General features: G+C 60.6%; 27 protein-coding genes. 2 read left to right on the top strand and 25 right to left on the bottom strand.

All coding sequences use genetic code 11. The features are described 5' to 3' along the window. Positions 1-44 precede the first annotated feature (44 nt). The 11 genes from Q8O69_RS13060 to betB form a co-directional block, all read right to left on the bottom strand. A complete protein-coding gene (locus Q8O69_RS13060) occupies positions 45-659 on the bottom strand; it encodes a TetR/AcrR family transcriptional regulator (protein ID WP_275962239.1) in 615 nt (204 codons plus the stop codon). A gap of 87 nt (positions 660-746) precedes the next feature. Further along, positions 747-2429, bottom strand: coding sequence for a class II poly(R)-hydroxyalkanoic acid synthase (gene phaC / locus Q8O69_RS13065; RefSeq protein ID WP_275962240.1), 1683 nt, complete (start codon positions 2427-2429; stop codon positions 747-749). A 204-nt stretch (positions 2430-2633) separates the two neighbouring features. Then, positions 2634-3494, bottom strand: a complete 861-nt coding sequence (gene phaZ, locus Q8O69_RS13070; protein ID WP_275962241.1) for a poly(3-hydroxyalkanoate) depolymerase — start codon at positions 3492-3494, stop codon at positions 2634-2636. Positions 3495-3650: 156 nt separating this feature from the next. Then, entirely contained in the window at positions 3651-5330 is a 1680-nt protein-coding gene (gene phaC, locus Q8O69_RS13075; RefSeq protein WP_305592753.1) for a class II poly(R)-hydroxyalkanoic acid synthase, read from the bottom strand. Positions 5331-5845: 515 nt separating this feature from the next. After that, the gene (locus Q8O69_RS13080) at positions 5846-6220 is read right to left on the bottom strand and encodes a DUF971 domain-containing protein (RefSeq protein ID WP_275962243.1); all 375 of its coding nucleotides are present in this window, start codon (positions 6218-6220) and stop codon (positions 5846-5848) included. Positions 6221-6311: 91 nt separating this feature from the next. Continuing rightward, positions 6312-7652 carry an HslU--HslV peptidase ATPase subunit gene (hslU, locus tag Q8O69_RS13085; RefSeq protein ID WP_305592754.1) on the bottom strand — a complete coding sequence of 447 codons (1341 nt, stop codon included), beginning with the start codon at positions 7650-7652 and terminating at the stop codon, positions 6312-6314. 212 nt (positions 7653-7864) lie between these two features. Further along, positions 7865-8404: an ATP-dependent protease subunit HslV gene (hslV, locus tag Q8O69_RS13090; protein ID WP_167146634.1), complete on the bottom strand. Its 540-nt coding sequence runs from the start codon at positions 8402-8404 to the stop codon at positions 7865-7867. 132 nt (positions 8405-8536) lie between these two features. Continuing rightward, complete coding sequence (locus tag Q8O69_RS13095) at positions 8537-9217, bottom strand: SPOR domain-containing protein (protein ID WP_305592755.1); 681 nt, start codon at positions 9215-9217, stop codon at positions 8537-8539. Next, on the bottom strand, positions 9218-10957 hold the full coding sequence (gene argS / locus Q8O69_RS13100; RefSeq protein ID WP_305592756.1) for an arginine--tRNA ligase: 1740 nt from the start codon (positions 10955-10957) through the stop codon (positions 9218-9220). Between the two features lie 214 nt (positions 10958-11171). Further along, entirely contained in the window at positions 11172-12860 is a 1689-nt protein-coding gene (betA, locus tag Q8O69_RS13105; RefSeq protein ID WP_305592757.1) for a choline dehydrogenase, read from the bottom strand. 182 nt (positions 12861-13042) lie between these two features. Then, a complete protein-coding gene (betB, locus tag Q8O69_RS13110; protein WP_305592758.1) occupies positions 13043-14515 on the bottom strand; it encodes a betaine-aldehyde dehydrogenase in 1473 nt (490 codons plus the stop codon). A gap of 273 nt (positions 14516-14788) precedes the next feature. On the opposite strand from betB, the gene Q8O69_RS13115 reads away from it, so the two are divergent. Beyond that, positions 14789-15061 (top strand): CopG family ribbon-helix-helix protein, encoded by a 273-nt coding sequence (locus Q8O69_RS13115; protein WP_305592759.1) that lies wholly within the window; start codon positions 14789-14791, stop codon positions 15059-15061. Further along, positions 15058-15348, top strand: coding sequence for a type II toxin-antitoxin system RelE/ParE family toxin (locus tag Q8O69_RS13120; protein ID WP_305592760.1), 291 nt, complete (start codon positions 15058-15060; stop codon positions 15346-15348). The genes Q8O69_RS13115 and Q8O69_RS13120 overlap by 4 nt, the downstream gene beginning before the upstream one ends. 142 nt (positions 15349-15490) lie before the next feature. Here the strand turns inward: Q8O69_RS13120 and betI are convergent, their stop codons facing one another. The 14 genes from betI to Q8O69_RS13190 all read right to left on the bottom strand — a co-directional run bounded on the left by betI (position 15491) and on the right by Q8O69_RS13190 (position 26637). Further along, positions 15491-16081 carry a transcriptional regulator BetI gene (gene betI, locus Q8O69_RS13125; protein WP_305592761.1) on the bottom strand — a complete coding sequence of 197 codons (591 nt, stop codon included), beginning with the start codon at positions 16079-16081 and terminating at the stop codon, positions 15491-15493. A 135-nt stretch (positions 16082-16216) separates the two neighbouring features. Beyond that, positions 16217-16906, bottom strand: coding sequence for an L-2-amino-thiazoline-4-carboxylic acid hydrolase (locus Q8O69_RS13130; protein WP_305592762.1), 690 nt, complete (start codon positions 16904-16906; stop codon positions 16217-16219). 34 nt (positions 16907-16940) lie between these two features. Next, on the bottom strand, positions 16941-17483 hold the full coding sequence (locus tag Q8O69_RS13135) for a DinB family protein (protein WP_305592763.1): 543 nt from the start codon (positions 17481-17483) through the stop codon (positions 16941-16943). Between the two features lie 27 nt (positions 17484-17510). Further along, entirely contained in the window at positions 17511-17819 is a 309-nt protein-coding gene (locus Q8O69_RS13140) for an NIPSNAP family protein (RefSeq protein WP_305592764.1), read from the bottom strand. A 71-nt stretch (positions 17820-17890) separates the two neighbouring features. Beyond that, positions 17891-18859 carry an endonuclease/exonuclease/phosphatase family protein gene (locus tag Q8O69_RS13145; RefSeq protein ID WP_305592765.1) on the bottom strand — a complete coding sequence of 323 codons (969 nt, stop codon included), beginning with the start codon at positions 18857-18859 and terminating at the stop codon, positions 17891-17893. A 29-nt stretch (positions 18860-18888) separates the two neighbouring features. Then, positions 18889-19584 carry a triacylglycerol lipase gene (locus Q8O69_RS13150; RefSeq protein WP_305592766.1) on the bottom strand — a complete coding sequence of 232 codons (696 nt, stop codon included), beginning with the start codon at positions 19582-19584 and terminating at the stop codon, positions 18889-18891. Between the two features lie 5 nt (positions 19585-19589). Next, complete coding sequence (locus Q8O69_RS13155; protein ID WP_305592767.1) at positions 19590-19898, bottom strand: cupin domain-containing protein; 309 nt, start codon at positions 19896-19898, stop codon at positions 19590-19592. Positions 19899-19938: 40 nt separating this feature from the next. After that, the gene (locus Q8O69_RS13160; protein WP_305592768.1) at positions 19939-20145 is read right to left on the bottom strand and encodes a DUF2986 domain-containing protein; all 207 of its coding nucleotides are present in this window, start codon (positions 20143-20145) and stop codon (positions 19939-19941) included. Between the two features lie 407 nt (positions 20146-20552). Next, the gene (locus tag Q8O69_RS13165; RefSeq protein WP_305592769.1) at positions 20553-21104 is read right to left on the bottom strand and encodes a GNAT family N-acetyltransferase; all 552 of its coding nucleotides are present in this window, start codon (positions 21102-21104) and stop codon (positions 20553-20555) included. A 117-nt stretch (positions 21105-21221) separates the two neighbouring features. Further along, the gene (locus Q8O69_RS13170; RefSeq protein ID WP_305592770.1) at positions 21222-22052 is read right to left on the bottom strand and encodes a hypothetical protein; all 831 of its coding nucleotides are present in this window, start codon (positions 22050-22052) and stop codon (positions 21222-21224) included. Between the two features lie 267 nt (positions 22053-22319). Then, entirely contained in the window at positions 22320-23180 is an 861-nt protein-coding gene (locus Q8O69_RS13175) for a glycine betaine ABC transporter substrate-binding protein (protein WP_305592771.1), read from the bottom strand. Positions 23181-23580: 400 nt separating this feature from the next. Then, positions 23581-24525 (bottom strand): choline ABC transporter substrate-binding protein, encoded by a 945-nt coding sequence (locus tag Q8O69_RS13180; RefSeq protein ID WP_305592772.1) that lies wholly within the window; start codon positions 24523-24525, stop codon positions 23581-23583. A 32-nt stretch (positions 24526-24557) separates the two neighbouring features. Further along, entirely contained in the window at positions 24558-25439 is an 882-nt protein-coding gene (locus tag Q8O69_RS13185; protein WP_305592773.1) for a proline/glycine betaine ABC transporter permease, read from the bottom strand. Beyond that, a complete protein-coding gene (locus Q8O69_RS13190; protein ID WP_305592774.1) occupies positions 25432-26637 on the bottom strand; it encodes a glycine betaine/L-proline ABC transporter ATP-binding protein in 1206 nt (401 codons plus the stop codon). Before Q8O69_RS13190 ends, Q8O69_RS13185 begins: the two co-directional genes overlap by 8 nt. Positions 26638-26771: the final 134 nt, after the last annotated feature.

The following is a 26771-nucleotide window of genomic DNA, read 5'->3' on the forward strand; positions in this document are numbered from 1 at the left end:
AAACGCCCGGCCTAGTGCCGGGCGTTTGCGTTTAGGTGTACGGGTTAATCTTCCAGGTAGCGTTGCGCCAGGTGTTCGGCGGCGTAGCGCGACTCTTCGGCCAGGTGCGGGGCCACCAGCATCATCACCTGATAGACCACCAGGCGACTCTCGCCTTCGCGACCGATGATGCGCTGGTAGTCGAGGGAGAACAGCAGGGTCAGGGTGATCTGCTCGACCAGTTGGCCCAGCGACTGGGTGTCGCTTTGCAGTTGGCCATCAAGTTGCAGTTGGGCGAGCAATTCGGCCAGCGCACGTTTGAGGCTATTGAGCCAGTGACGCATGCCACGTTCCAGTTTTGGCAAGCGGCTGGTCAGGTTGGACAGGTCCTGGAACAGAAAGCGGTAGTGCGCCAGGCGCTCGACGATCAGGTGCAGAAACAGCCAGTAATCCTCCACATCCAGCTGCACGTCTTCCGGCGGCGAAAGCAGCGGCGCGAGTTCCGCCTGAAAGCGCTCGAACAGGCCGAGGATCAGCGGCTCTTTGCCGTGGAAGTGGTAGTACAGGTTGCCCGGGCTGATACCCAGTTCGTTGGCGATTTCCAGGGTGGAAACGTTCGGTTCGCCCTTCTGGTTGAACAGCAGCAGGGCGCATTCAAGGATTCTGTCGCGGGTTTTCATCCGGTCTTCTTATTCTGGCCGCGGGAAGGCTGACGATACCTGGCCGCAAGGGTTTGCGGCCAGTCTGATCATGCGTGGCTTGGCGTTTTAGCGCACATGCACATAGGTGCCGGGCGCGGCTTCCATGGCCGGGTAATTCTGGTTGCCCAGGGCCATCAGGGTGTCCTTCTGCTCGCCCGAGCGTTCCTGCATCCAGTTCAGCCACACTGGCCACCAACTGCCCTGTACGTGCTCGGCATCGTGGTACCAGGCGCGCGGGTCGCCGGTGAGTTTGGGGTTTTCCAGGTAGTTGGATTTGGGGTTGCCCGGCGGGTTGAGGATGCTCTGGATATGCCCGCTGTTGGACAGGATAAAGCGGCGGTCGCCGCCCAGCAGCAGGGTCGAGCGGTACACCGCATCCCAGGGGGTGATGTGGTCGTTGATCCCGGCGACGCTGAAGCTGTCCACCGTGACCTTCTGCAGATCGACCGGGGTGCCGCAGACTTCCAGGCCGCGCGGGTGGGTCAGCGGGTTGTGTTTGAAGAAGTCGATCAGGTCGCCATGCAGGGCGGCCGGCAGGCGGGTGTTGTCGTTGTTCCAGTAGAGAATGTCGAAGGCCGGTGGCTGCTTGCCGAGCAGGTAGTTGTTGACCCAGTAATTCCAGATCAGATCATTCGGCCGCATCCAGGCAAACACCCGCGCCATGTCGCGGCCATCCAGCACGCCCTGTTGATAGGAACGGCGTTTGGCGGCTTCGAGGGTCAGCTCATCGGCAAACAGCATGGCCGGGCTGTCGATCTGGCTGTCCAGCAGGCTGACCATATAGGTGGCGCTGGCCACTTTGCGCAGCTGGCGTTTGGCCTGCAGATGGCCTTGTAGCGCGGCGATGGTCAGGCCGCCGGCGCAGGCGCCGAGCAGGTTGACGTCCTTGCTGCCGGTGATTTCCCGGCAGGCATCGATGGCGACTTCCAGCGCTTCCACGTAGCTCGACAGGCCCCACTCGCGGTGCCGTGGATCGGGGTTGCGCCAGCTGACCACGAAGGTCTGCAGGCCGTTCTTCAGCGCGTACTGGACGAAGCTCTTCTCGCTGGAGAGGTCGAAAATATAGAACTTGTTGATCTGTGGCGGCACGATCAGCAGCGGCTTGGCGTACTGCTTTTCGCTCATCGGCTTGTACTGGATCAGCTCCAGCAGCTCGCTGCGAAACACCACGGCGCCGCTGGTGGTGGCCAGGTTACGGCCGACCTCGAAGGCATGCTTGCTGACCTGGCTGGGCATACCGTCGTTGTTCACCAGGTCATCGAACAGATGGCTTACGCCCTTGAGCAGACTGCTGCCGCCGCTGTTGAACAGCTCCTTGATCACCTGTGGGTTGAGCAGGGTGTTGCTGGGGGCCAGGGCGTCACCGAGAAGGGTGGCAACAAAGCGCGCGCGGGCGCGGTCATCGGCATCCAGGTTGCTCTCGTCGATCCAGCTGTTCAGCTGTTTCTGGCAGGCCAGGTAGGCTTGCAGGCTGCGGCTGTAAATCGGGTTGTCACGCCAGGTTGGGTCGGCGAAGCGCGGGTCTTGCGGGTTGACCTTGAACGGCTTGTCGCCCATCAGCACGCGACCCAGTTGGCCGCCCAGCGCAGCAACATGCCGGGCACTGTGAATGGGTTGCTTGATCCCCTGCAGGGCCAGGCCACGCAGGGTGGACAGCAGGTCGCGGCCGCGCAGACCGACTACTGCATTTTGCGCGTTCATCACGCTTTTGTTCGCCGGCAAGGCGCGTTTGCTGGGTTGGTCTCGCATTGGGCAACACTCCGTCGTCAAACCGTGAGACTTCAAGGTTGATAGATAAGCAGCAAGGCTTATACCAATGCGCGCGCATGTGCGTTCCAGACTGCCGCGCGCCAAGTCCCAGGTAATACAACGTGCCCGAAAGTGGGTCAAGCACTGTGCGTGCAGCACAGCCTCAGTGCGCGCTGTTGAGGCGCTTGCCCAACCAAGGTGCGGTTAGCCGAGCGTGCGGGCTGACGCGGGCTGCGGGTGCATGACCGCGCGCTGACGTTCTTCCTCGAGGAATTTCATGATGATCGGTGCCACGGCTTCGGCGCGGGTCACCAAGAACAGGTGGCCATCGTCGATTACGTGCAGCTCGGAGTTGGGGATGCGCCAGGCCAGCAGACGCATATTCACCAGCGGGATCAGCGGGTCATCGTCACCGGCCATTACCAGCGTCGGTTGGCGGATCTTGTGCAGCCAGTGGATGCTGGTCCAGCCTAGCCCAGCGAACAGCTGCCAGTAGTAGCCCATCTTGCCGCCCGAACGGACTTTACTGGCGTGCGCCAGGGCCAGTTTCGGGTCGCGGCGGAAGGCGCCGCCGTAGATTTCCGGGGCAATCTGCACGCCGTAGGACGGCTGCACGTAGCGCCGCGGGCTGGCCATGCACCAGAGCACCTTGGGTTTGCCAGGCACCATCACCGCGCCGGCCGAGGTGGCGGCGAGGATCAGCTTCTTGCAACGCTCCGGGTAGTCATGGGCGAACTGCTGCGCCAGGGCACCGCCCCAGGACACGCCAATCGCATTGACCTGACCGTAGTCGAGGTAATCGAGCATGCGCGCGGCGAGTTTGGCCAGGCCAGGAAAGCGATACGGCGTGCTGGGCGTAGAGGAGCCGCCAACGCCGGGTACGTCGAAGGCGATGACCTCCAGGCCTGGGTCCAGGGCGCGCACGAAAGGCATGACCAGCTCCAGGTTGGCCCCGATGCCGTTGAAGATCAGCAGCGGGGTCATCTTGCCGTTACCGGGGCGAACCGCGGTACGGATGGTCTGGCCGTCCAGTTCAATGGTACGGAATACGAAAGGTAGCGACATGCGCAAAAGCCCTATCAATTAAAACGCTGGATCAGACCCTCCGGGTCTTTTCCAGAAACGCCAGGGCAAAGCCTGGTTCGCCTCACCCGCGCAAATGAGCGGGTGGGCGAGCGACACCTCCAGTGCCGCGGGCAGTGTTGCGCAGTGCGCAGTTGATCAACGTTCGTGAACGTAGGTACCGGGGGCTGCTTCGCCGGCCGGATGTTTCTTGTTGCCCAGTTGGCTCGGTGCCTTTTTCTGCGCGCCGGAGCGCTCGCCAAGCCAGACCTGCCAATGCAGCCACCAGGAGTCGGCGTGCTTGGTCGAACTGGCTTGCCAGGTTTTCGGGTCCGCGTGCATCTGGGTGTTGGTCATGTAACGTGATTTCGGGTTGCCCGGCGGGTTGAGAATGCTCTGGATATGCCCGCTGTTGGACAGAATGAATTCGACATTGCCGCCAAACAGCTTGGCCGACTTGTAGCACGACTCCCACGGGGTGATGTGGTCGGTGGTGCCGGCCACGCAGTAGAGGTCGCTGGTCACCTGCTTGAGGTCGACCGGGGTACCGCAGACTTCCAGCGCACCTGGGCGAATCAGCGGGTTGGAGGTAAACATGTCGATAAATTCGCCATGCAGGGCAGCCGGCAGGCGCGTGGTGTCGTTGTTCCAGTAGAGGATGTCGAACACCGGTGGCTCGTTGCCGAGCAGGTAGTTGTTCACCCAGTAGTTCCAGATCAGGTCGTTGGGGCGCATCCAGGCGAACACCTTGGCCATGTCGCTGCCTTCCAGCACGCCGGCCTGATAGGAGCGGCGCTTGGCCATCTCCAGGCTTTTCTCGTCGGCGAACAGCGCCACGTCGGTTTCCAGGCGGTTATCCAGCACGCTGACCAGCAGGGTCAAGGCATGCACCTTCTTCTCACCCAGCGCGGCGTAATGGCCCAACAGCGAGGTAGTGGTCAGGCCGCCGGAGCAGGCGCCGAGCATGTTGATGTCTTTGCTGCCGGTGACGGCAGTAACCACGTCGATGGCTTCTTTCAGTGCTTCGATATAGGTCGACAGGCCCCACTCGCGGTGGGCCTTGGTCGGGTTGCGCCAGCTCACCACGAAGGTCTGGATGCCGTTGCGCAACAGGAAGCGCGCCACGCTCTTTTCCGGTGACAGGTCGAAGACGTAGAACTTGTTGATCTGCGGCGGCACCACCAGCAGTGGGCGCTCGTGCACCTGCTCGGTGATCGGCTTGTACTGGATCAGCTCCAGCAGGTCGTTGCGGAAAATCACCGCGCCATCGGTGGTGGCCAAGCTTTTGCCGACCTCGAAGGCATTCATGTTGACCTGGCTCGGCATGCCACCGTTGTTGACGATGTCCTGGGCCAGGTGCGACAGGCCGTCAAGCAGGCTCTTGCCGCCGGTTTCAAAGAAGCGCTTAACGGCCGCCGGGTTGGCCATGCTGTTGCTCGGGGCCATGGCTTCGGTCATCAGGTTGATCACGAAGTGGCCACGGCTGGCATCCTGTTCAGACAGGTTGCTGTGCTCGACCCAGTCATGCAGCTCTTTGCGCCAGGCCAGGTAGGTCTGCAGGTAGCGGCGGTACAGCGGATTCTGACTCCAGGCCGGATCGGCAAAACGCCGGTCGCCTTCGGTGGGGGTGAGGTCGGATTGGCCGAGCATCACGTTCTTCAGCTCCATGCTGAAGTGGGCAAGGTGTTTGGCGCTGTGCAGGGGTTGCTTGAGGGCTTGCTTGAGCACGACTCGGGCGGAGCTAAGTAGGTCTTTACCGCGGATGCCGATCACCGGGTTAAGGCCCAAAGTGTTCTCGGAGGCCTGGTGTTTCAGGTCATCATTATTCTTATCTGTCATCTACAACGCTCCATTGTCCTGAGACGAAATACCGGCATACGGCTGTGCACGGCGACACAGGGCTAGAACCTGCTCCAAGTCTGCTGCGCGTCGGTCCTGCTGCGTTAAGAGCAGACTCGGAATGCTCATGTACAAAAGTACACTCCGCTTCCTCGCCTGTTCTTGCCTTGCATGACTCTAGCTCGCGAGACTTTGAACAGGTTCCATGAACCAGGTATTGCCCGGATTACCAAGGGCGGATCGCTCCGCAATCTTCCTCGTCGCAGGGGCTGCCTGGCGCGAGAAACTTCCAACTACTTGGTTACCCGAGTTTGAGAATTTGTGCAAGCCGGCCGCGATCCAGGCCGAATGCGCGATGAGTATGCAGGGAAGGATTAGAAAATGCGCTCTAACCGGTCAGGATCAACGGGCTAGACGGGCTGCTGCGCTGCGGCAGATTGCCGCTCGGCGCTGTGCGAGTGAGGAAATAGCTGAAGCACCTGAGTCAATTCCTGACGGCATGTGGCCCGGGCACTTCAGAGCATCAGTTTGACCACGCTTTCGCTGGGGTCACGGGACTTGCCGGCGGCGGCGAGGGTGGCGAGGTAATCGCTCCACAGTTCGCTCTGGCGCAGGGACAGCTGTTCCAGATAATCCCAGGTGAACAGGCCGCTGTCGTGGCCGTCATCAAAGGTCAGTTTGAGGGCGTAATTGCCGGCGGGCTCGATCTTGCTCAGGCCGACGCCGAGCTTGCCGGTTTGCAGAATCGGTTTGCCATGGCCCTGTACTTCCGCCGATGGCGAATGTACGCGCAGAAACTCGGCGGGCAGGGTGTAGTGCTCGTCCGCCCCGTAATGCAGCTCCAGGGTTTTCGAGGCCTTGTGTAGTTTGATCGCCGTGGGGATACGCATGCTCGATTCCAGAGGCGGTGTAGCCCGGATGCAATCCGGGGGCTTCGTAATACGCTCCCTCGGATTGCAACCGGGCTACGGGGTGGGGTGGTTACAGAATATAGCGCGACAGGTCTTCGTCCTGCGCCAGCTCGCCGAGGTGACTGTTGACGTAAGCGGCGTCGATCACGATCGGCGTGCCGTTCTGCTGGCCAGCCAGGTCGCCAGCGCTGAAAGAGACTTCCTCCAACAGGCGCTCGAGCAGGGTGTGCAGGCGGCGCGCGCCGATGTTCTCGGTCTTCTCGTTGACCTGATAAGCAATTTCGGCGATGCGCTTGATGCCTTCGGCGACAAACTGGATGCCCAGGCCTTCGGTGTTGAGCAGCGCGGCGTATTGCTCGGTCAGCGAGGCGTGCGGCTCGGTGAGGATGCGCTCGAAGTCCTGTGGGGTCAGGGCTTTCAGCTCCACGCGAATCGGCAGGCGGCCTTGCAGCTCCGGCACCAGGTCGCTTGGCTTGCTCAGGTGAAAGGCGCCGGAGGCGATAAACAAAATGTGGTCGGTTTTCACCATACCCAGCTTGGTGTTCACCGTGCAGCCTTCGATCAGCGGCAGCAGGTCGCGCTGCACGCCTTCGCGGGATACGTCGGCGCCGCCGGTATTGCCGCGCTTGGCCACCTTGTCGATCTCGTCGATAAACACGATGCCGTTCTGTTCCACGGCTTCCAGAGCCTGGGCCTTGAGTTCTTCCTCGTTGACCAGGCGCGCGGCTTCTTCATCGCGCACCATCTTCAGGGCTTCCTTGACCTTGAGCTTGCGGCTCTTCTTCTTGCCCTTGCCCATGTTGGAAAACAGGCTTTGCAGCTGGTTGGTCATCTCTTCCATGCCCGGCGGGGTCATGATTTCGATGCCGGCCGGGGCGTCGGCCACTTCGATCTCGATGTCCTTGTCGTCCAGCTGGCCTTCGCGCAGGCGCTTGCGGAACAGCTGACGGGTGTTGGAATCGCTGCCCGGCGCGGCTTCCTCGCTGAAACCGGTGCGGGCCGGTGGCAGCAGGGCATCGAGGATGCGCTCTTCGGCGGCATCTTCGGCGCGGTGGCGCACCTTGATCATCTCCTGCTCGCGCAGCATCTTGATCGCCGCATCGGCGAGGTCACGGATCATCGACTCGACATCTCGGCCGACATAGCCGACCTCGGTGAACTTGGTCGCTTCCACCTTGATAAACGGCGCATTGGCCAGCTTGGCCAGGCGGCGGGCGATTTCGGTCTTGCCGACGCCGGTAGGGCCGATCATCAGGATGTTCTTCGGCGTTACTTCGGTGCGCAGCTCAAGCGGCAGCTGCATGCGCCGCCAGCGGTTGCGCAGGGCAATGGCCACGGCGCGCTTGGCGTCGTCCTGACCGATGATATGGCGGTTGAGTTCGTGAACGATCTCGCGGGGCGTCATGGACATGCGGGTTTACTCCAGAAAAGACCGCTAATCAGGGTGTTTAAAGCGTCGCGAGCGAAGGTCAGGCAAGGCGAAAGTAGGCGAGGAAGCGGAGTTTACGTCTGTAAATGAGCATGACTCATTCCATTCGCTCTCCGGGCCGCCCTTACGGGCGTTCAGCGACAAGTCGCTGTCCGAAGCCTGCTTGCAACGCAGCATGGCCGAGCGCAGCAGCTTTAAACGGCCGGATCGGCGCAGTCCTCTTCTTCGATAGTCAGGGTTTGGTTAGTGAAGACACAGATGGAGCCGGCAATGTTCAGCGCGGTTTCGGTGATTTCACGGGCACTCAAATCGGTTTTCTGCAGCAGGGCCATGGCCGCGGCCTGGGCGAAGCCGCCACCGGAACCCATGGCGATCAGGCCGTGCTCGGGCTCAACCACATCGCCGTTGCCGGTGATGATCAGCGAGGCGTCCTTGTTGGCCACTGCCAGCATGGCTTCCAGGCGGCTCAGCGAGCGGTCGGTGCGCCAGTCTTTGGCCAGCTCGACGGCAGCGCGCACCAGGTGGCCCTGGTGTTTTTCCAGCTGGCCTTCAAAGCGTTCAAACAGGGTAAAGGCGTCGGCGGTGGCACCGGCGAAGCCGGCCAGCACCTGGCCGTGGTACAGGCGACGAACTTTTTTCGCGTTGCCTTTCATCACGGTATTGCCGAGGGACACCTGGCCGTCGCCGCCCATGACGACTTTGCCGTTGCGGCGCACTGAAACGATGGTGGTCAAGGGGAGAGTCTCCACGCAGCGGGGCGAAAGTGCCCAATGCCGAATGAAGTGGGGGCAGCGATGCCCTGCTTCAAGCCCTGGGGCATCCGCTGTCCGACAAATAGTCGTGCGAATGCGCCACAGGGCCTGAACTTACTGGCTTTGCCGCTGCTGTAACAACAGATTGCTAAAGCCGCTGGCGGCCAGGGATTTCTGCGCTTGGCCGAGCTGTTCGCGGGTGGCGAAGGGGCCGACCAGCACGCGGTGCCAGGTTTCTTCGCGCACCGTGCCGGATTCCACCTGCACGTTCTGTCCGAGCAGGATGATCTGCGCGCGCAGGCTGTCGGCGTCGTCCTTGCGGCGGAACGAGCCGGCCTGGAGGAAGAATTGCGAGCTGACCGGACCTTTGGCGACTACTGGCGGCGGTGGCGGCACCTGGCCGTTGAGCGCGGCTTCGGCGCGGGCGGCATCGATCTTCGCCGCTTCTTCCGGGGTAACCGGCTTCTGCGCGGGCGGTGCGACGGGCTCGATGCTTTGCGGCGGCAGGATCACTTCCGATTCCGGCAGCAGGGTGTAGAAGTCGTATTTGGGCTTGGCCGGCTCGTTAGTGGCAGGCTTGGCGGCCGCCGCTTTATTGGCCTGAGTGACGCGCGCCTGTTCGACCTTGTTGCGCTTGATCTCGTCGCGGCCCGGTTCGAGGCTGAACAGAAACACCATAAAACCGCCGATCACCAGGCCGCAGACCAGCCAGAACCAGCCCGGCACCGGTTTTTTCGCCGGTGCTTGGTAACGGCTGGCGCCGCGTTTGGCGGCGGGTTTTTTCTTGGCGGCCACTTACATGCGCTCCAGGGTTTCCAGGCCGAGCAGTTCCAGGCCCTGCTTGAGCGTACGCGCGGTCAGCGCGGCCAGGCGCAGGCGGCTGTTACGTACAGCCTCGTCCTCGGTGGAGAGGATCGGGCAATTCTCGTAGAAGCTCGAGAACAGCCCGGCCAGGTCGTACAGGTAAGCGCAGAGCAGGTGCGGTTCGCCCTTGTCGGCGACGCTGGCGAGCACCTCATTGAACTGCGCGAGCTTGCCGGCCAGTTCGATTTCGTGGGCGGCCTGCAGGTCGAGGCTGCCTTCGATCTGCTCGAAACCCTTGCCCAGCTTGCGGAACACGCTGGCCACGCGGGTGTAGGCGTACAGCAGATACGGCGCGGTGTTGCCCTCGAAGCTCAGCATCAGCTCGAAGTTGAAGCGGTAGTCGCTGGTGCGGTGCTTGGACAGGTCGGCGTATTTCACCGCACCGATGCCCACGGCGCGGGCGATTTGGCGCAGTTCGGCTTCGTCCAGCTCGGGGTTCTTGCCTTTGACCAGGGCGTAGGCGCGCTCTTCGGCCTCATCGAGCAGGTCGACTAGCTTCACGGTGCCGCCGTCGCGGGTCTTGAATGGGCGGCCATCGGCGCCGTTCATGGTGCCGAAGCCCATGTGTTCCAGCTGCATGCTGGCAGGCACGAAACCGGCCAGGCGCGCGGCGGTGAAAACCATCTGGAAGTGCAGGGCTTGGCGCTGATCGACGAAGTACAGCGCGCGGTCGGCTTTCAATACGTTAGCGCGGTAGCGCGTGGCGGCCAGGTCGGTGGTGGCGTACAGGTAACCGCCGCCAGCTTTCTGCACGATCAGTGGCAGCGGATTGCCTTCAGCGTTCTTGAACTCGTCCATAAACACGCACTGCGCGCCGTCGCTTTCGCTGAGCAGGCCCTTGGCCTTGAGGTCGGCGACCACGTTGGCCAGGTCGTCGTTGTAGGCGCTCTCGCCTTTCACGTCGGCCATGGAGAGCTTCACGCCGAGGCGGTCATACAGCGCCTGGCAGTGGCTCAGGGAAATATCGTTGAAGCGGTGCCACAGGCGCAGGCATTCGGCATCGCCGGCCTGCAGCTGCACCACCAGCTCACGAGCACGCTCGGCGAACTCGGGGGATTCGTCGAAGCGCTTCTTCGCCGCGCGGTAGAAACCTTCCAGGTCAGCCAGCTCGCTTTCGGCGGCCTCTGGGTTTTCCTGCATAAAGGCCAGCAGCATGCCGAACTGGGTGCCCCAGTCGCCCACGTGGTTCTGCCGGATCACGTCGTCGCCGAGGAATTCCAGCACCCGCGCCACACCGTCACCGATGATGGTCGAGCGCAGGTGGCCGACGTGCATCTCTTTGGCCAGGTTCGGCGCCGACAAGTCGACCACCACGCGCTGCGCCGGGCCAGCCTTGCGCACGCCGAGCTTGGCGTCGGCCAGCAGGGCATCCAGGCGTGCGGCCAGGGCTTGGGTGTTCTGATAGAAATTGAGGAAGCCCGGGCCAGCGATCTCGACCTTGCTGATCGCGGCATCGCTCGGCAGCGCGGCAATCAGCTTCTCGGCCAGGTCGCGCGGTTTCATGCCGGCCGGCTTGGCCAGCATCATGGCGATATTGCTGGCGAAGTCGCCGTGGGTCTTGTCCTTGGTGTTCTCCACCTGAATGGCCGGGCTCAGGCCTTCCGGCAGCACGCCGTCGGCGGTGAGGCGGGTCAGGGCTTGCTGGATCAGGTGGCGAATGCTGTCTTTCATGGTCTGCTCGGTCGGCCGTTGCGGCGGCGGCGCACAAAGGCGCTGGTTGAAAACTGCGCATTATCGACGCCCTTCGCCCGCAGCTTCAAGCAGCGTGTGGTTTTGGCCGGTTAAAGGCAGGCGAGCCGTGGTGTAGCCCGGATGAAATCCGGGGAGCGTCGGCCCCGGCAAAGCCGCTCCCGGATTGCATCCGGGCTACGGGTGATCGCGCTGACTACGCGGAGCGTTGCGCCGTGCCGCGTACTGCCGCGTTACCGGCGACGAAATACGGCGCGCTGCTGCGTGGCAGCGGGGCGCGGCCACGGATTTTGTCGGCAATCTTCTCGGCCATCATGATGGTTGGCGCATTCAGATTGCCGGTGACGATCAGCGGCATGATCGACGCATCCACCACCCGCAGGCCCTGCACACCGTGCACCCGGCCCTGACCATCGACCACCGCCATATCGTCTTCGCCCATCTTGCAGGAACATGACGGATGGTAGGCGGTTTCTGCATGTTCGCGGATAAAGGCGTCCAGTTCGGCATCCGTCTGCAGCTCGGCACCGGGGCTGATCTCACGACCGCGATACGGGTCCAGCGCCGCCTGCGCCATGATTTCGCGGGTGATGCGGATGCCGTCGCGGAACTCGCGCCAGTCCTGCTCGTGCGCCATGTAGTTAAAGAGGATGCTCGGGTGCTGGCGCGGGTCCTTGGATTTGACCTGAATGCGTCCACGGCTTGGCGAGCGCATGGAACCCATATGCGCCTGGAAACCATGTTCCTTCACCGCGTTGCTGCCGTTGTAGTTAATTGCCACCGGCAGGAAGTGGTACTGGATATTTGGCCACTCGAACTCGCTACTTGAGCGGATAAAACCGCCGGCTTCGAACTGGTTGCTGGCGCCGATGCCCTTGCCGAGGAACAGCCAATTGGCGCCGATCATCGGCTGGTTCCACCATTGCAGCGCCGGGTACAGCGACACCGGCTGCTTGCAGGCGTATTGCAGGTACACCTCCAGATGGTCCTGCAGGTTCTGGCCGACGCCGGGCAGGTCGTGCACCAAGGGGATGTCCAGTTCACGCAGCAGCGCCGCCGGGCCGACGCCGGAGCGTTGCAGCACCTGCGGGGAAGCAATCGCACCGCCACACAGCAGCACTTCGCGGCGCGCGTTGACGGTGATCGGCGTGTCGTTGTCGCCGAGCAGGTAAGCCACGCCGCTGGCGCGTTTGCCGCTGAACAGAATACGGTCGGTGAGGGCGTGGGTAACGATGGTCAGGTTTGGCCGTTCGCGGGCCTGATCGAGATAACCACGCGCGGTGCTGGAGCGGCGGCCCTTGGGCGTAACGGTGCGGTCCATCGGGCCGAAGCCTTCCTGCTGGTAGCCGTTGAGGTCGTCGGTGCGTGGATAACCGGCTTGCACGCCGGCTTCGATCATGGCGTGGAACAGCGGGTTATTGCCGTTCTTCGGCGTGGTTACCGACACCGGGCCCTCGCCGCCGTGATAGGCGTTGGCGCCAATATCACGGGTTTCCGCCTTGCGGAAATACGGCAGGCAATCCAGGTAGCTCCAGTCTTCCAGGCCTTTTTCCTCGGCCCAACCGTCGTAATCCATAGCGTTGCCACGGATGTAGCACATGCCGTTGATCAAGGATGAACCGCCCAGGCCCTTGCCGCGTCCGCATTCCATGCGGCGGTTGTTCATATGCGGTTCGGGCTCGGTCAGGTAGGCCCAGTTGTAGCGCCGGCCTTGCAGCGGGAAGGCCAGGGCGGCGGGCATCTGGGTGCGGAAATCCAGGCGGTAATCCGGGCCGCCGGCTTCCAGCAGCAGCACGCTGACGTCAGCGTCTTCGGTCAGGCGGGTGGCCAGCACGTTACCGGCCGAGCCGGCGCCGATGATGATGTAGTCGAATTCCTGGGGCATAAAAACTCCTGTAGCCCGGATGCACTCCGGGGAAAACGCGGTGACTGTTCCCGGATTGCATCCGGGCTACGGGGCGGTGAAGACCGGGTGATCGGGTTGCCGTATGGATAGCAGTCGGTCTGTGGGAGGGGCTTTAGCCGCGACACCTTTCGCGGCCAAAGCCCCTCCCACGGATAAGATGCTTAAAACACCGAGGTGTAACCGCCCAGTTCGACCTGTACCGATTTGATCCGCGTGTAGTGCGCGAGGGTGGTCAGGCCGTTTTCGCGGCCGACGCCGGATTGCTTGTAGCCGCCCACCGGCATTTCCGCCGGCGACTCGCCCCAGGTGTTGATCCAGCAGATACCGGCTTCCAGCTTGTGGATCACCCGGTGCGCGCGGTTCAGGTCGCGGGTGACCACGCCGGCGGCCAGGCCGTACTCGGTGGCGTTGGCGCGGCGGATCACTTCCTCTTCGGTGTCGTAAATCAGGATGCTCATCACCGGGCCGAAGATTTCTTCCCGCACGATGGTCATGCCGTCGTTGCAGTCGGTGAATACGGTCGGCGCTACATACGCGCCTTTGGCGTAGTCGCCCTCGGTGACGCGGTTGCCGCCGATCAGCAGGCGTGCGCCTTCGCTGCGGCCTTTGTCGATATAGCCGAGCACGCTGTCCATATGCGCCGCGCTGACCAGTGGGCCGAAGTTGGTGGAGTCATTCAGCGGATCGCCGAGGCGGATGCGTTTGACCCGCTCAACTACCTTGGCCTCGAAGCGTGCCTGCAGCATGCGTGGCACAAACACGCGGGTGCCGTTGGTGCAGACCTGGCCGGAACTGTAGAAGTTGGCCATGACCGCGATATCGGCGGCGCGGTCGAGGTCGGCGTCTTCGAAGATGATCAGCGGCGACTTGCCGCCCAGCTCCATGGTCACTTCCTTGAGCGACGAGCTGGAGGCGCTGGCCATCACCTTCTTGCCGGTCACGGTGCCGCCGGTAAAGGAAATCTTCTCGATACCCGGATGTTCGGTCAGCCACTGGCCGACTTCACGGCCGCTGCCAGTCAGCACGTTGAACACGCCATCCGGCAGGCCGGCAGCGCTGTAGATTTCCGCCAGTTTCAGCGCGCTGAGCGAGGTCACTTCGCTGGGTTTGAAGATCATCGCGTTGCCAGCGGCCAGGGCCGGGGCGGATTTCCACAGGGCAATCTGGATCGGGTAGTTCCATGCGCCAATACCGGCGACCACGCCCAGCGGCTCGCGGCGGGTGTAGACGAAGCTGGTTTCGCGCAGCGGGATCTGCTCGCCTTCGATAGCTGGAATCAGCCCGGCGTAGTACTCCAGCACGTCGGCGCCGGTGACGATATCGACGTAGCGGGTTTCGCTCAAAGGCTTGCCGGTGTCGAGGGTTTCCAGCTCGGCCAGTTCATCGTTGCGCTCGCGCAGAATGTCCACGGCCTTACGCAGGATGCGCGAGCGCTGCATGGCGGTCATCGCCGCCCACACCTTCTGGCCCTCGGTGGCGCTGGCTACAGCCAGTTCCACGTCGGCCTGGCTGGCGCGCTGCACGCGGGCCAGCACTTCGCCGGTGGCGGGGTTGATGCTGTCGAAGGTTTCGCCGCTGCTGGCCGTTACATAACGGCCGCCAATAAAGAGCTGCTGTTCGTCGAAGCGGGGCATGGCGCGTTCCTCGTGTGCGGTGGGCGACGCGAGCCAGCTGGCGCAGGTCGTCGGTGTAAGCAATATAGACCCAAGGCTAAATTATCTTAATTGAACGATCAATCAATAAAAACGACAGGGCACAACCAAACGCGACACGCAGGGCATCTAGCCGGTGGGTGCTGTGGCGCAAAAAAGCATGTTGGGTGCTTTTTAACCACCGTCCGTCAATGCCAGTTTGTCCCTTTGAATACCTTGTAATACATTGCATTCAATAGTGTGGAGGGCACCTTAATGAGCGTCACAACCGTGCGGCTGCAACCTGAACTCGAAGAAAATCTTGGGGCCATGGCCGAAAAGCTTAATCGCAGTAAAAGCTGGCTTATTAATCAGGCGCTTAGAGAGTTTTTTGAGCGCCAGGCGCTAGAGCAGAACCGCTGGCAGGAAACACTCCAAGCTATTGAGTCCGTCGCACAGGGCAAGGTCGTGTCCGGTGAGGCGGTAAACACCTGGCTGCAAAGCTGGGGCAGCTCCAATGAACTGCCACCACCCAAGGCGGGCGAATGAAGCTGGTCTACTCAGAAGAGTCCGTGGCAGATCTGGTTCGTCTGCGGGCATTTATTGCTGAGAAAGATCCCCTTGCCGCCGCACGTGTAGCAACAGAACTCATTGCGCGCATCGAAAGTCTCCGCCTATTCCCAACAATGGGACGCGCAGTCGAGTTAGCTCCAGACCCCAGCGCTATTCGTGACGCAATATTCGGGAAGTACGTAATTCGCTATGCCGCTCATAGCCAGACAGTCGTGATTCTTCGTATATGGCATCACTACGAAGACCGCATGCAAAGCATCTAACTACGGGTTCAGTCGTTGACTGTGCTGCGTTGGTCGAACGCCGTGTAACCCTCCAGGCAGGAGGCTGGTTGAGCCCCATGGTGAGTTACGGCGCAATCAAACCATCTGTGGCTGGGCGCTAGTGGCCGGTGCCTAACCCACCCTACGTGGCCTTGGCCAATTGCAGATCAAGGTATTCATAGGCGATCTCAATCGCCTGGCGGGTGTCGAAGCCTTCGCCGGACAGCGCGCCGCGCAGCCACAAACCATCGATCAAAGCCGCCAGACCACGGGCAGCGGTGCGCGCCTGATCCTGCGGCAATACCCGGCTGAATTGCCCACACAGGTTGGAATACAAACGGTGATCGTTGACCCGCTGCAAACGCCGCAGCGCCGGCTGGTGCATGCTGGTGGCCCAGAACGCCAGCCAGGTTTTCATCGCCGGGCCGTTGACCTGGCTGTCATCGAAGTTGCCTTCAATCATCGCCCGCAGGTGTTCGCGCGGCTGGTCCGGCGGCAGGCTGGCGCGGCGTTCGCGCACGGCATCGCTGAGCGCCTGCATCAGGTGGCGCATGGTGGCGTCGAGCAGGCCGTTCTTGTCGCGGAAATAGTGGCTGATGATGCCGTTGGAGACCCCGGCGATCCGCGCAATATAGGCGATGCTGGCATCGCTCATGCCGACCTGATCAACCGCTTCGAGGGTGGCCGCGATCAATTGCGAGCGGCGGATCGGTTGCATTCCGACCTTGGGCATCTGCTTCTCCATCGATGGGGGCGTCCCCGGAATGCGCGCAGTCTAGGCCGGTTATTGTTGAACGATCAATCAAACATGACGTTCCAGAGATGACCTGTCGGTCAGGGGCATGCCGCTGCGCGAGGGCCGACGGAGCTAGATTCCAGGCTGATCAGCGGCGGTTTTATCGACGCCCGTGCCTTCGCGAGCAATCAGCTGAACGGGCGGCACGCTAAAGCGGAAATCGCAGTAGGCCGCGCCGCCGGCGAGGGTTTGCGTGCGCTGCAGAGTCACGCGCCAATCGCTGGCCATGCGGTAATCCAGGCTGCACGCGGCAAAGTGGGTCAGCTCCGGCACGCCCTGGTCGCGCAAGTAGCTGGCCAGCGGGCACACCTGCACATCAAAGGCCACGCCATCGGCGGCGGGCAGATTGCTGCGGCGGAAAGGGCGGGTAAACACCAGGCTGAACAGCGCATCGAGTAGCCACTTGATGCGCGTCTGCAAGCGGCCGCTGCGCAGGCGCGACACCTTGAACGCCATGGCGCTGGCCGGGGCAAAGATCTGCCAGTTTATCTGCTCGATCCACTCGCCGGCCTGCTGCTGGCCAATGCCTTGCTCCTGCAGGACGCGGTACAGCGCGCAATCCCACTGCATATAACGCAGCAGCAGATTCACCCCAGGCGAATGGCTTACCTGCGTGTATTGCAATTCACGTTGTATTTCCAGGGTTCTGGCCCACACCGCTGCCGCCGTGGCCGCTGGTAAACAAGCACCCAGCTGCGCCTGCGCCGCCCGGCGAAAGGCGATGCGCGGGAGATAAACCAGCAGCAGGGCGAGTGGCTTCATCGGCTGTCTTGGCTCTGGTGGATTGCGGAGCGCATTAGCGCGGCTCAACGTCGGCAATCAGCGCCAGTAAATCGGTCACGCCGATATCCTGGCCGGCCTGGTGCAGCAAGGTGCTGGCCTGACCGCGATGGTGGGTTTGATGATTGAAGAAATGCAGCATCAGGCTGGCGTACGGCCGCTGCGCCGGCACGCCCTTCATATTGCCGTAGGCCAGCACATGCTCCAGGTCCGGCTCGGTCAGTGCTGCTACCCAGTCGCTGATATGCCCATCCAGCCGGCCGCGCAAGGTATGCAGCGGCGCGAAGGTGTCGAACAAAAGCTGATCCAGTGCCACTGGCCGTTGCAGATCGCTGATCACTTCACGCAGCTCCGCGCAGGCCGGGTGCTCGGCAAAGCGCTTGAGCCAGATGATATCGGCCACCGCAATATGGTTAAGCGTGGCGAGGATGGACGGGAAAAACCCCCCGCGATCCTCACTCAGCGCCTGCGACGACAGCTGGCCGGCAGCCGCGTAGAGCTTGTCATTCATCCATGCGTTATAGCGGGCCATTAACTGAAAGTGGGCGAGCTGGGACATGCGCTTAACTCGGCAATTAAGGTTCAGTCAGGCATCGAATACCGGGCGGAAAAAGGTGCGCTCGTAGCTGATCACGCACTGGGTCTCTTCCGCATATTTAAAGGCCGCCAGGCACTCGGCGTCGGCAAAGGATTTCAGCCGGTACTGCTCGTACTCCGCGAGGCTGGGGAAGCTGAACATCGCCAGGCCGATATTGTTGGCACCTTCCGAGGGCAGAAAGTAACCGTGATGCGTACCGCCAAACTTCGCCACCAGGGCAATCCACAGCTTGCCGTAATGCTCGAATTCCTTGAGTTTGCGCGGGTCGAGCACATAGCGGATATGGCAGGTGATCATGGTGGTCCCTCAATGATTGGAATGGCTTGCTGTGCGGGTGCAGGCGGTTAGGCAAAGTAAACCTGTCGCCTTTATTTCTCTAGCGTCGGCACCAGGCGAACCAGTACCGGCAAATGATCCGAGCCCAACGGTGGACCTACCTGGCGCGCCGCCACCGCCCAATGCGGCGTGACCAACACATGGTCGATAGGCAACCCGAGCACGCCCTGCAAGACGGCCGGCCAGGTCGCGGCCAAACCGCTGGCGCGGCGCAAACCCAATTGCGCTAGCCCGCTAAAGGCCGACGACCAAGGCGTGGCATTCAGGTCGCCGGCTAAAACCGTCGGTATGGCGCTGGCTGCGGCTTGCGTGGCCAGGGCCGCCAACTTGGCGTTACGCACGCTGTGATACTGCGGCGAAAGCGGCGGCATCGGGTGCAGGGCGATAATCCCGATCGGCTGGCCGTGCCACTGCAACTGCGCCTCGATATGGGCAATCCCCTGCGCATCCTCGACCACCTCTACCTGCTGCAGCGGGTGGCGTGACAACACAGCGATGCCAAAGGGGCTGTCCTGGGCAACGATGTGTTGAAAGGGGTAATCGCGCAGCGTGCGCAAGCCTTGCGCATAGGCTGGGGAAACCTCCAGCAGCACCACCACATCCGGCTTTTCCTGGGCCAACCAAGTGGCTAACCCTTGCGTGTTGCGGCTATCTAGATGGACGTTGGCACTGGCCACGGCAAACAGCTGGACCTGCGGCTCGCCAGTTGGTGCCGGCGCGGATGCCGTCAGCCAGGGCAATGGCAGCGCCAACAGCAGAACGGCCCAGCGTTTATCACGGCAACAGGCCAACCCGGCAAACACCACTAACCCGAGCAAGAACAGCCACTGCCAATGGCTGGCCAGGTCGATCAGCCAGGCCAGCGTGCCTGCGGAGTCTGCGAGCAGGTGCGAGAGCAGCGGTAGCAGCAGGCCGAGTAGGCAAAGCAGCGCGAGCGTAATAACGCGTCTGGCCCAGAAGGCGCTGCGGTTGGGCTTATCGGGCGGGCTAGTTGTGGCCATATTCGATTATTCGCGCTGCCAACAACTGGTTAGGGGTCATGGTTGAAATGACCATGCTGCAGAAACAGCTTGATCTGGCTGGTCACAACATCTGCATTGGCCATAAACGTATGGCTGTGCGGAACAGTAATAAAGTCCTTCATCTCAGCGAGCTTTGCGCTCTCCACCGAAACCTTGCCATCGTTTGGCTTGGGCAAATCGCCTGCAAACCATGGGTCCAGGCTTTCTGTGCCGGCGACTATGCCGATCTCCAGAGGGATCGATTTAAGCTGGTTGGGCGTGCTGTCGGCTTCCGTGCCGAGCTGCTGTCCGGCTGGCCCGGTCGCTATTTTGTACCACCACTGGTCTTTCTTATTCGTTGCCACCTCGCTGCCGTGGTTGGGTGGGCCAAGCATGACCACCCGCTTGGCTTCGGCAACGACGTTGTTCTGAAAGTACTGCCTGACCAAGATGCCGCCCAGAGAATGGGTAACAAAGTGGATGCTCTGCGCCCCCGCCTTTTTACACTCGGCAATGCCGTCCCCCACCACTGACGCCAGCTGTTGAATGTCTTGTTCCGTGGACGGGTAGCTGTTGTTGATAACGGTGTAGTGCTCTTTGGCTAACGAGTCTTCGATTGCATTCATCGAATAGCTGGTTCGGCCCATGCCATGCAATAGCACCACGCACTCATTGGCCAGTGATGCCGGCGCAATAAACAACAAGAGATAAAGACTGAGGCGCATGTGGGTTAACCCTGAAACCAGAACTCAACCTCATCCGTCTCGACCTCAAATAAAGCCGAGTGCTCAACGTTTGCAGGTACGTGATACCACTCACCGACGCTAACCCTGATCGTTTGGTTATTCATAGTCAGGACCAACTCGCCGCGCGTAATCACGCCATGGTTGTCGGTGTCATGGCTGTGCGGCGGGATGGATGTTCCGGCGGGGTAGGAGGCAAACAGAACGGTGCTGTCTTTTGCCTCAAGCTTGTAGGCGTCAAAGCGGCCGTCGAATAAGGGCAGTTGTTTGATTCTGTTTGGGTATTGGCCTGGCATATGAGCGTTCTTCCTTGTAGTCCATCACTGCGTATTGAATTTATGGCTGTGGCGCGTCTTTGATTGGAGCAGTTAAATCCGATTCCGTTGGCTCGGGAGTAACGATTGAATCTTGGCCGGCTTCAGCGGCCAGCTTTAAACGGTCGGCTTTGCTGATGTAGGTGGATTTCTTTTTTGGTGCCAATTTGGCGTTGGCTTTTTTGGCGTGAGCTTCTAGTAGCTGTTTGATCTTTTTGCGGCGGTTCATGGATTTAGGCCGGGTTGGTTAATAGTGGTATGCAAAGAAAGTAAGTTTTGCGAGCTGTCTAGCGGTGTGATGGTTCTGAGTAGATCAAAAATAAGCCACTCCGACCTCTTTAGCTTTTTGGGCCCCGCGCCCATTTCCGTCACGGTAATGGGCCGATACGGGAAAGCAGCGAAGGCTTGTTGCGGAGTGCGCTAGCAATGGCATCAATGCCCAAGACGCTAATGACTACAGCGGCTAGTAGGGGGCCGACAGTGCGGTCAGACACGACGACAATTGCGACCGCAAGTACGACGAAGAATAGTCCGAAGACCGCGGTTACGATTCTGTAGTTGCTTGATCCGCCTGTACTTTTTTTCAGAGTTTCCTTAGGCATCACCGGGTTCCAGTTCGGCTTTGAGGGGTTCGGGTCAAGTCTTCAGCCAGTCGTCGCGAGTGACCACATGGGTAGCCTCGAGTGTACCGTACCAAGTTTCTACGCCTCGGTAGTGCATGTGCAGCCTATCCATCACGCGTGCTGATGCGACGTTGTCAGGGTGGCGCACAGCGATCAGTTCCTGGGCGGCAAGAGAGTCGAAAGCGAACTCAGCCATGCGCAGCGCTGCCTCGCTGGCCATGCCTTTGCGCCAGAAATCGGGATGCAGTCGCCAGCCAATTTCGAGTGGGTTGCTCCTCAAGCTGTCCAGGTCGTCGGGAAGGTCGGCTTCGCGACGGGCGTACTGAATGCAGCCAGTACCAGCGACCCGGCCGCTTGCGGGGTCGATGAAGGCCCACCAGCTGGTACCCCAAGCAGCCCAGCATCGCTGAACTCGGGCGATCCAGGCCGCGGTCTGTTCACGTGTTGCCGGCTGGCCACTGATATAGCGCATGACTTCGGGGATCTGGTCCATTGCGTACACACCGTCGAGATGCTGCTCGGTAATCGGCTCCAGACGCATGCGAGTTGTGTGCAAGATGATCAAGACTGCTCCGTGAGGCTTGTGGTGGCAAAGGGGACAGATTTATTTTGCGATAAATAAATCTGTCCCCTTTAGTTGTGTCCCCTTTAGTTCAGTGAGCGCAGCGAACGGTTTGAACCACTAGTTAGGGCTCTCACCTTCAGAAGTGAATTCTATTTTTGGAGGCAATTCGGACATGGCATAGTGGACGAATTGCTGCCCAAGCGCAGTTAGTTCATAACCTTCATGTACATCGAATGCCGATACAAGAGGTTTAGGTCCGCTCCCTTGCGGCTTTCTGGCGGCTGGCTTTGCAATGAAATTACCAAATCGATCTGTTTCCCTGTGTTGCCGTATTATTCCGCCGGTGCTTAAATCGCGAAATAATAATTTATAAAGATCGGCGTCTGCTGAGTCTTCGCGTACAGCACCCTTTCCGATCTTTTTCCATATACCGCCGCGCGTTATTCCGGCACTGTTGTAGATGGCCCCAATTACTTGAAAGTGCATTTCTGAATATGTATTAATCCAATCAATGTACATTCTTACCACGTCGTCGCTTGAGACTGTTGTAGCAGCAGCGTTTGACAGAATATTCCTTATGTAAATGCGTTTTTCTTCACTTTCAGCGCCGGCCCATTCGCGAAATGTTTTCTTAACTAATGACTGATATTCTTTACTTTCTATTCTTTCGGTAACCGTTTCATCTTGAAGGTCAAGCCTAGCCATTATCTCGATAATGGTTTCTTCTTTCTCTTTGAGTTCATCTCGAAGCATTTGCACCCAGTGTTCGAAAAAGCGATTTACCTTTTCCTGCTCGCCTTCTGACCACGCGCCTGCAATAGCCGAAAAAACTCCTCCTGCAAAAGGGACTGCGCCTCCAATAGCTTGTAAGGCACCGCGTGAATATTTTGCAATTTTTCCTTCTTTAGGTAGTTCAAGGTTTTCGTCATTATTGACTTCATCATTCATGGCGTTCTCCTTATTGCCCTAACTATTAATTCTGCGACATGCCAATGTCGCTTTTACCTGCCGTATAACGCCGCTTTACCTGCTAGAGCCTGTTTATATCCCACACCGTATGTCGCAACTCAGCGGGATTAGGCGAAAGCGGTGCAGCCACAATCCCCCAACCCTATCCACCCCCATCTCCACCTGTCTAGAACATTCTCCACCGTCATTTCGCAGGCACAAAAAAGCGGGCCGTAGCCCGCTTCTATATAGAGGTGCAGCCTGGGCTTATTTAAGCCACTCGGCGACGCGCTCTGGGTTTTTGCTGATCCAGTCTTTGGCGGCATCTTCCGGTTTGGCGCCTTCGCGGATGGCGAGCATGACGGCGCCGACTTCTTCACCGCTCCAGGAGAATTTCTTCAGGAAGGCAGCGGCTTCTGGGGCTTTGCCGGCGAGGCTGGGGTTGGCCACGGTGTCGACGTGTTCGTCATCGCCGAAGACTTTTTTCGGGTCTTCGAGGAAGCGCAGGTTCCATTTGGCGAACATCCAGTGCGGAATCCAGCCGGTGACGACGATGGCTTGTTTGTTTTTCTCGGCGCGGGTCAGGGCGGTGGCCATGGCCGGGCCGGAGCTTGGCATCAGTTTGATGTCAGCCAGGGCGTATTCCTTGATCGCTTCTTCGGCGCGGCGCATGACGCCGGCACCGGCGTCGATGCCGGTGATTTTGCCGTCGAAGTCTTTGGCGTAGGTTTGCAGGTCGGCGATGGTTTTGGCTTGGACGTAGTCCGGTACGATCAGGCCGATTTTGGCGCCGGCGTAGTTGGTGCCGAGCACTTCGACTTTGTCTTTGAGTTTTTCAAAGTATTCGCCGTGGGTGGCGGGCAGCCAGGCGGAGAGGGTGGCGTCGAGGTCGCCGCGCGCTACGCCTTGCCACATGATGGCCGGCTCTACAGGTTTGAGTGCCACGCTGTAGCCGAGTTTGCTCTGGAGAATTTCCCCGGCGACAAAGGTGGCGGCGACGCTGTCGTCCCAGCCGTTGACGTAGCCGATGTTCAGGGTGGGTTTGTCCGCCGCCATGGCGCTGCTCATGCCGAGGGCCAGGGCGGCGACGCCGAGGCTTTGCAGGCAGAGGTTTTTCAGGTTTCGCATAGGGTGTGCTCCGTCAGTGAGAGTGGCAGTTCAGTGAGTTACTGGCGCGTTCTTCTTGCGGGCCTAGCTGGGTAAACATGTTGCTGTTGCGCTTGTGTAGCCCGGATGGAATCCGGGGTTTTGCAGTGCCGGCGAGTCCGTTCCCGGATTGCATCCGGGCTACGTATTGATTTCCTGTAGCCCCTCTCCCCAACCCTCGGCTTTGGCATCCTGCGTCGCCCTACCTCTTGCATCCATGCAGTCGTCTCCCCAAAGGGGCGAGGGGGTTGATCGGTCGCGAGGTAAATCGCGGGTGCAGCAAACCAGGCGATGGCCGTGTGGCCTCGCTGGTTGAGTTGCTAAATAGGTGAATCAGTTAACCGCGCCGCCCGCAGATCACTGGGGCGGCGCGGTGTTTGACTTACAGGCCGAGGTGTTTCTTCACCGCTGCAAGGCCGTCCTGGCCGTCATAGGTGGTTACGCCGGCCAGCCACTGGTCGAGGATTGCCGGGTTGGCTTTGATCCACTCTTTGGCGACGGTGGTGGGGTTCTGTTTATCCAGAACCTTTTCCATCAGCTGGCTTTCGATTTCCACGGTGAACTGCAGGTTGTTCAGCAGTTTGCCGACGTTGGCGCAGCGTGCTTCGTAATCCGCCGGTACTACGGTGTAGACCTTGGCGGCGCCGAAATCCGGGCCGAACACGTCATCGCCGCCTTCCAGGTAGGTGATGTCGAACTGGGTGTTCATCGGGTGCGGTGCCCAGCCGAGGAACACGGCGGGTTCATTCTTCTTCACCGCGCGTTGCAGCTGAACCAGCATGCCGGCTTCGCTGGATTCGACCATTTTGAAGTCGCCGAGGCCGAACTGGTTGCTCTTGATCATGCCGTCGATCAGCAGGTTGCCGTCGTTGCCTGGCTCGATGCCGAAGATTTTGCCGTCCAGCTGATCCTTGAACTTGGCGATATCGGCAAAGCTTTTCAGCCCGGCTTCAGCGGCGTAGGTCGGCACGGCGAGGGTGTATTTGGCGCCTTCCAGGTTGGCTTTGGGCAGTACTTTGACGCCGCCATCCTTGGTGAAGGGTTCGATCACGGCGTCCATCGAGGGCGCCCAGTAACCGAGGAATACGTCGATCTGGCCTTTCTGCACGCCGGTAAAGGCGATGGGCACGGAGGCCATGATTTTGCGGGTCTGGTAGCCCAGGCCTTCGCTGAGGGTCATGGCGACGCCGGTGGTGGCGGCGATGTCGGCCCAGCCGATTTCGGCGAAGCGCACCATCTTGCAACTCTCCGGCTCCTGCGCCCAGGCGCTTTGCAGCATGGCCACGGAGAGCAGGCCGACACCTGCGAGCTGTTTAATCGTTTTCATCTGCGACTCCCTGTGATGGCAAAAGCTAAGGCTTACTGACGTTGAAGCTTGCCGCTGAACCAGCCGAACAGGCTGCTGCGTTTGGCGGTTTGCGGGGTACCGAAACTTTCCGTGATGCGGTCGAGAATGATCGCCAACAGCACCACGGCCATGCCGCTTTCGAAGCCCAGGCCGATGTCCAGGCGCTGGATGCTCGCCAGTACGTCGTTACCCAGGCCGCCGGCGCCGACCATCGAGGCGATGATCACCATCGACAGGGCCATCATGATGGTTTGGTTGACCCCGGCCATGATCGACGGCATGGCGTTGGGCAGCTGGACCTTGAACAGTAGCTGACGCGGGGTGCAGCCGAAGGATTGGCCGGCTTCGATGATTTCTTTATTCACCTGGCGGATGCCCAGGTTGGTCAGGCGCACGGCCGGTGGCATGGCGAATATCACCGTGGCGATGATCCCCGGCACGCGGCCGAGGCCGAACAGCATGGCGGCGGGAATCAGGTAAACGAACGCCGGCATGGTCTGCATAAAGTCGAGAATCGGCCGGATGATGGTTGCCACCCGCTCACTGCGCGCCGCCCAGATGCCCAGGGGAATGCCGAGTAGCAAGCTGATCAGCGTGGCGGAGAAGGTCAGGCCTAGGGTCACCACGGTCTGTTCCCAGAAGCCGGTGAGCACGATCAGCACGAAGGAGATGGCGGTGAAGATGGCGAACTTGTAGCCGATTCGCCACAGGCCGAGGCCGATAAAGATGGCGATCAGCAGCCAGGCCGGTGGCAGCATCAGCAGCCATTCGATGCCTTCGGAGAAGCCGTTGACCACCGCGCCGATGCTGTCGAAGCCATCGCTGTAGTTGTCCAGCAGGTGCTGCACCACGTCGTTGACCCAGCTGCCCAGGTCGAGCTGTTTCTCACTCATGGAACTCTCCCTGCAGGCGGGTCAGCAGACGACCTTTGCTGATGGCGCCGCTGTAGCGGCCATTGCTGTCGACCACCGGAATCGGCCCTTCGTTGTCCACCAGGCGTTCAATCACCTGGTCCAGCGGCAGGTCTTCGGGGATCGGTTTGATTGACTTGAGCACCTGGTCGTCGAGGCCGCAGGTGCCGCCGCCTTCGACCAGCAGGGCGATGCGCTCCAGGCTGATGGAGCCCTGGAAGGTGTGCTGTTCGTCGACCACAAAGGCGTAGTGCTTATCCAGCGCCTGCAGCTCCTGGCAGACCTTCTGCGCATCCGGCGCTTTGCCGTTGTGCACGTAGATCGGCACGCTGTCGGCCATCAGCTGGCCGGCGGTGAGGTAGCGGTTGGTGTCGACGGTGTTGAAGAAGTTGCGCACGTAATCGTTGGCGGGGTTATCGATCAGCTCCTGCGGGGTGCCGACCTGAACCAGTTTGCCGCCTTCCATGATGCCGATGCGGGTGCCGATGCGCATGGCTTCTTCGATGTCGTGGGAAACGAAGATGATGGTGCGGCGGTCGGTCTTCTGCAGCTCCAGCAGCACGTCCTGCATCTCGCGGCGCTTGAGCGGGTCGAGGGCAGAAAACGCCTCGTCCATGATGATCATTGACGGGTCAACCGCCAGGGCGCGGGCCAGGCCGACGCGCTGTTGCATGCCGCCGGACAGCTCATGCGGCATCTTGTGCGCAAAGGTGTCCAGGCCAACCTGCTTGAGTACCTGCATGGCGCGCTCTTCGCGCACCTTCTTGCTCTTGCCGGCTACTTCCAGGCCGAAGGCGGCGTTGTCCAGCACGCTGCGCGAGGGCATCAGGGCGAAGGACTGGAAGACCATGCTCATGTCGCGGCGGCGCAGATCGATCAGCTCCGCCTTGGGCATCTTGGCGACGTTCTGACCGTCGATGTAGACGTTGCCGCCGCTGGGTTCAACCAGGCGGTTGATCAGGCGAATCAGGGTGGATTTGCCGGAGCCGGAGAGGCCCATCAGCACGAAAATTTCACCTTCCTCGACGCTGAAGGACACGTCGCTGACGCCGATAACCGCGCCTTTCTCCGCAAGAATCCGTTCCTTGCTCCACCCCTGCTTGAGCAGGTCGATGGCTTCTTGTGGCTCTGCGCCGAACACCTTGTAGAGGTTTTCGACGACGATTTTTCCAGACTGCATGGGATGATTCCCCTTCAGTAGACATCCAGATCAGTGCTGCGGAACCGCGCCTACGCCAGCTGGCGTACGTACGGTGATGCCGACTGTTCTTGCCTGTGTGGGTTTACTGGGTTCCGGGGTCGGGTCCGTGCCTT

This window comes from Pseudomonas sp. (assembly GCF_030690725.1).
Classification (GTDB): domain Bacteria; phylum Pseudomonadota; class Gammaproteobacteria; order Pseudomonadales; family Pseudomonadaceae; genus Aquipseudomonas.

What these genes read in the sequence shown, in the direction of transcription:
- Q8O69_RS13060 (WP_275962239.1), bottom strand. Translation starts at nt 659, where the DNA reads ATGAAAACCCGCGACAGAATCCTTGAATGCGCCCTGCTGCTGTTCAAC.
- phaC (WP_275962240.1), bottom strand. Translation starts at nt 2,429, where the DNA reads ATGCGAGACCAACCCAGCAAACGCGCCTTGCCGGCGAACAAAAGCGTG.
- phaZ (WP_275962241.1), bottom strand. Translation starts at nt 3,494, where the DNA reads ATGTCGCTACCTTTCGTATTCCGTACCATTGAACTGGACGGCCAGACC.
- phaC (WP_305592753.1), bottom strand. Translation starts at nt 5,330, where the DNA reads ATGACAGATAAGAATAATGATGACCTGAAACACCAGGCCTCCGAGAAC.
- Q8O69_RS13080 (WP_275962243.1), bottom strand. Translation starts at nt 6,220, where the DNA reads ATGCGTATCCCCACGGCGATCAAACTACACAAGGCCTCGAAAACCCTG.
- hslU (WP_305592754.1), bottom strand. Translation starts at nt 7,652, where the DNA reads ATGTCCATGACGCCCCGCGAGATCGTTCACGAACTCAACCGCCATATC.
- argS (WP_305592756.1), bottom strand. Translation starts at nt 10,957, where the DNA reads ATGAAAGACAGCATTCGCCACCTGATCCAGCAAGCCCTGACCCGCCTC.
- betA (WP_305592757.1), bottom strand. Translation starts at nt 12,860, where the DNA reads ATGCCCCAGGAATTCGACTACATCATCATCGGCGCCGGCTCGGCCGGT.
- betB (WP_305592758.1), bottom strand. Translation starts at nt 14,515, where the DNA reads ATGCCCCGCTTCGACGAACAGCAGCTCTTTATTGGCGGCCGTTATGTA.
- Q8O69_RS13115 (WP_305592759.1), top strand. Translation starts at nt 14,789, where the DNA reads ATGAGCGTCACAACCGTGCGGCTGCAACCTGAACTCGAAGAAAATCTT.
- Q8O69_RS13120 (WP_305592760.1), top strand. Translation starts at nt 15,058, where the DNA reads ATGAAGCTGGTCTACTCAGAAGAGTCCGTGGCAGATCTGGTTCGTCTG.
- betI (WP_305592761.1), bottom strand. Translation starts at nt 16,081, where the DNA reads ATGCCCAAGGTCGGAATGCAACCGATCCGCCGCTCGCAATTGATCGCG.
- Q8O69_RS13130 (WP_305592762.1), bottom strand. Translation starts at nt 16,906, where the DNA reads ATGAAGCCACTCGCCCTGCTGCTGGTTTATCTCCCGCGCATCGCCTTT.
- Q8O69_RS13135 (WP_305592763.1), bottom strand. Translation starts at nt 17,483, where the DNA reads ATGTCCCAGCTCGCCCACTTTCAGTTAATGGCCCGCTATAACGCATGG.
- Q8O69_RS13140 (WP_305592764.1), bottom strand. Translation starts at nt 17,819, where the DNA reads ATGATCACCTGCCATATCCGCTATGTGCTCGACCCGCGCAAACTCAAG.
- Q8O69_RS13145 (WP_305592765.1), bottom strand. Translation starts at nt 18,859, where the DNA reads ATGGCCACAACTAGCCCGCCCGATAAGCCCAACCGCAGCGCCTTCTGG.
- Q8O69_RS13150 (WP_305592766.1), bottom strand. Translation starts at nt 19,584, where the DNA reads ATGCGCCTCAGTCTTTATCTCTTGTTGTTTATTGCGCCGGCATCACTG.
- Q8O69_RS13155 (WP_305592767.1), bottom strand. Translation starts at nt 19,898, where the DNA reads ATGCCAGGCCAATACCCAAACAGAATCAAACAACTGCCCTTATTCGAC.
- Q8O69_RS13160 (WP_305592768.1), bottom strand. Translation starts at nt 20,145, where the DNA reads ATGAACCGCCGCAAAAAGATCAAACAGCTACTAGAAGCTCACGCCAAA.
- Q8O69_RS13170 (WP_305592770.1), bottom strand. Translation starts at nt 22,052, where the DNA reads ATGAATGATGAAGTCAATAATGACGAAAACCTTGAACTACCTAAAGAA.
- Q8O69_RS13175 (WP_305592771.1), bottom strand. Translation starts at nt 23,180, where the DNA reads ATGCGAAACCTGAAAAACCTCTGCCTGCAAAGCCTCGGCGTCGCCGCC.
- Q8O69_RS13180 (WP_305592772.1), bottom strand. Translation starts at nt 24,525, where the DNA reads ATGAAAACGATTAAACAGCTCGCAGGTGTCGGCCTGCTCTCCGTGGCC.
- Q8O69_RS13185 (WP_305592773.1), bottom strand. Translation starts at nt 25,439, where the DNA reads ATGAGTGAGAAACAGCTCGACCTGGGCAGCTGGGTCAACGACGTGGTG.
- Q8O69_RS13190 (WP_305592774.1), bottom strand. Translation starts at nt 26,637, where the DNA reads ATGCAGTCTGGAAAAATCGTCGTCGAAAACCTCTACAAGGTGTTCGGC.